Annotated in this window: 4 protein-coding genes; 2 read left to right on the top strand and 2 right to left on the bottom strand. The window is 67.8% G+C overall.

Going from position 1 to position 3244, the window contains the following annotated elements; genetic code table 11:
- The coding region (locus tag H3O04_RS34680) for an MFS transporter (RefSeq protein WP_202589447.1) at positions 1–1058 on the top strand (1058 nt) is incomplete at its 5' end.
- Positions 1059–1283: 225 nt separating this feature from the next.
- Here the strand turns inward: H3O04_RS34680 and H3O04_RS34675 are convergent.
- Positions 1284–1559: an oxidative damage protection protein gene (locus tag H3O04_RS34675; protein WP_006478357.1), complete on the bottom strand. Its 276-nt coding sequence runs from the start codon at positions 1557–1559 to the stop codon at positions 1284–1286.
- Positions 1560–1613: 54 nt separating this feature from the next.
- Positions 1614–2993, bottom strand: a complete 1380-nt coding sequence (gene argA, locus H3O04_RS34670; protein ID WP_006497806.1) for an amino-acid N-acetyltransferase — start codon at positions 2991–2993, stop codon at positions 1614–1616.
- A 23-nt stretch (positions 2994–3016) separates the two neighbouring features.
- Here argA and H3O04_RS34665 point away from each other — a divergent pair.
- A partial coding sequence (locus tag H3O04_RS34665) for a hypothetical protein (protein ID WP_202589446.1) occupies positions 3017–3244 on the top strand: 228 nt, incomplete at its 3' end.

The raw sequence follows: 3244 nt of genomic DNA, 5'->3' as shown, positions 1-3244 counted from the left end.
CGCCGGCGGGCCTCGTCGTGCTGCGCGTGCTACAGGGCATCGCGGTCGGCGGCGAGTGGGGCGGCGCGGTGCTGATCGCGAGCGAGAATGCACCGAAGCATCGCAGCATCCTGTATGCGGCGTTCGCGCAGCAAGGCTCGCCCACCGGCAACCTGCTGGCCACGGCGGCATTCTTCGCGCTGAGCACGCTGCCGGCCCCGTCGTTCCTGATGTGGGGCTGGCGTATTCCGTTCCTGCTGTCGGCCGTGCTCGTGATCATCGGCATGGTGATCCGGCTGAGGCTCGAGGAGTCGGTCGACATGCAGCGCGTGCTCGCGCGCAAGCGCACGGTGAAGCTGCCGCTGCGCGACGTCGTGCGCGACCACTGGGTCGTCGTGCTGCTCGCGGCCGGCACGCTGCCGGTGATCAACGTCACGTATTTCCGCAGCACGTTCGCGCTGTCGTGGGCGACCAAGGAGCTCGGTTACGCGCAGGGCACGTTCCTCGGCATCCTGTCGATCTCGCTCGTCGTGCAATTCCTGATGCAGCCGGTCGGCGCGTGGTTCGTGTCGAAGGTCGACATGCGACGCGCGATGTGCTGGATCCTGATTCCGGAAATCGTGCTGATGCCCGTGATGTTCCATGCGCTCGCGACGCGTTCGTACTGGGTCGCCGTCGCGGGCATGTGCATCTCGACGATTCCGTCGGCGATGTTCTACGGCGCGGTCGGCGGCGTGCTCGCCCGCGTGTTCCCCGCCAACATCCGCTATACGGGCCTGTCGCTCGCGTATCAGTTGAGCGCGCTGGTCGTCGGCGGCGGCACGCCGGTGCTCGCGCAGGCGATTCTCAATGCGACCGGCAGCATCGTCGGCGTCGCGATCGCGTCGGGGCTCTATGCGCTCGTGTCGCTCGCTTGCATGCTGGCGCTGCTCAATCGCACCGGATATCGCGCCGACGAGCTGTCGAGCGCCGAGCGTGGCGATGCGGCAGAGTGGGGCACCGAAGGCGCGAGCGCCGATCGTCCGGTCGGCGAGCCGGCGCAGCCGGACGATCGCGGCACGTTGAAACCGGCGGGTTGAGCGGGGGAGGCCGGAGTGATTCGGCACGCTGGCGATGCGGCGATTCGGTGATTCGGCGCTCCGTCGGCATCGCGCGTCGGATCGAGCACGCGTGGCGCAGCCTCGACTCGTTCCGATTACGCAGCCCAAAAGCAAACGGCACCGTGCGATCCACGGTGCCGTTCGGGCGTTTGCTTCAAGTCACGACGAGATCGGCGCTGCCGGCCGTCGCGAGTCGAGCGTCGCTTAGCCTTCCGTCGGCGGCACGTAGCCGGACGCCTGGTCCGCGCCGTCGCCGAAGAAGTACTTCTCCGTCTGCTTCATCAGGTACTGGCGCGCGCGCGGGTCGGCCATGTTCAGGCGGTTTTCGTTGATCAGCATCGTTTGCTGCTTGAGCCAGCCTTGCCACGCTTCCTTCGAGACGCTCTCGTAAATGCGCTTGCCGAGTTCGCCCGGCAGCGGCGGGAAATCGAGGCCTTCGGCTTCCTTGCCGAGCTTCGCGCATTGGATCATTCGAGCCATCGTGTACTTCTCCTGTAATCGGTGTCTGGGGGGGGAGGGCAGTCGTGCCTGCGCTCAGAGCTGCTTCATCAGCACGAGCGACTTGCGCTGCCAGTTATAGAGTTTGCGGCGGTCTTCCGGCAGGTCGTCGACGCTGACCTTGACGAAGCCGCGCTTGAGGAACCAGTGCTCGGTGCGCGTCGTGAGCACGAAGATGTGCGTGAGGCCGCGCGCGCGGGCGCGCTGCTCGATGCGCTTGAGCAGGCGTTCGCCGTCGCCCGAGCCCTGCGCTTCCGGCGCGACCGTCAGGCACGCCATCTCGCCGATCTTCTCCTGCTGGTACGGGTACAGCGCCGCGCAGCCGAACAGCACGCCATCGTGCTCGATCACCGAGAAGTGGTCGATGTCGCGTTCGATCTGGTGGCGGCCGCGCCGCACCAGCGTACCGTCGGACTCGAGCGGCTCGATCAGCGACAGGATGCCGCCGACGTCGTCCGGCGTCGCCTCGCGCAGGCTTTCGAGGTTCTCGTACGAGATCATCGTGCCGACGCCGTCGTGCAGGAACAGTTCGAGCAGCATGCTGCCGTCGAGCGACTGCGGGATCAGGTGCGCCCGGGTCACGCCGCCGCGGCATGCGCGGATCGAGTGCTTCAGGAAGAACGCGTCGTCGCCCTGGATGTTGCCGGAATCCAGCAGCTCGGCCGCCGCGTCGAGCGACATTTCGCGCACCAGCTCGCCTTCGTCGTCGACGATGCCGGGCCCGTCGGTGAGGAAGATGATCTTGTCGGCGCGCAGCGCGATCGCGGCCGCCGACGCGACGTCTTCCATCGACAGGTTGAACGCCTCGCCGGTCGGCGAGAAACCGAGCGGCGACAGCAGCACGAGCTTGCGGCTCGCGAGCGAATGACGGATCGATTCGGCGTCGATCTTGCGCACGATGCCCGTGTGCGCGAAATCGACCCCGTCGAGAATCCCCACCGGCCGCGCGGTCACGAAGTTGCCGGACACGACGCTGATGTGCGCGTGCGCCATCGGCGAGTTCGGCAGACCCTGGCTGATCGCGGCCTCGATGTCGAGACGCACTTCGCCGGCCGCTTCCTTCGCGGATTCGAGCGCGCGCGCATCGGTGATGCGCAGCCCGTGCGAAAACTCGGATTCGACACCGTGCAGGCTCAGCTGCTCCTCGACCTGCGGCCGCGAGCCGTGCACCAGCACGATCTGGATGCCCATCGCCTGCAACAGCGCGATGTCGGACACGAGCGCATTCAGCAGACCCTGCTGCACCACCTCGCCGCCGAACCCCACGACGAACGTGCTGTTGCGGAACTTGTGGATATAGGGCGCGACGGAGCGCATCCAGTCGACGAACTGCGCATGGCTGGCGGCCGAATCGTCGGCGGCCGGCGGCGTCGCGGCGCCGGTCTGGGCGGGAGGGAGGTCGGTTTGGGAATTCATGGGCGGGATTATAATGCGCCCCCATGTCGAATGTTTCTAAAAGTCCCGCGCCGACGCGGGCCAATACGCCGTCGGCGAAGCACCCGGATGGTGCGGCCGATGCGCGCGAGCAGCAGGGCCAGCCGCCGCGCCAGCAGCAGGGCACGCCGGCGGGCAAGCCGGCACCCGCACCGCGCGGGCCCCGCAATGACGAACGGCGCGGCGACGCGCGCCAGCCGGCCGCGAAGGGCGCGCCGCCGGCAACCGGCGAG

The sequence above is a fragment of the Burkholderia sp. KCJ3K979 genome (genome assembly GCF_016759955.1).
Lineage (GTDB): Bacteria > Pseudomonadota > Gammaproteobacteria > Burkholderiales > Burkholderiaceae > Burkholderia > Burkholderia orbicola.
Note: the sequence above shows the minus strand (reverse complement) of the source record. Positions and strands in the feature narration are given on the sequence as shown.

What these genes read in the sequence shown, in the direction of transcription:
- H3O04_RS34675 (WP_006478357.1), bottom strand. Translation starts at nt 1,559, where the DNA reads ATGGCTCGAATGATCCAATGCGCGAAGCTCGGCAAGGAAGCCGAAGGC.
- argA (WP_006497806.1), bottom strand. Translation starts at nt 2,993, where the DNA reads ATGAATTCCCAAACCGACCTCCCTCCCGCCCAGACCGGCGCCGCGACG.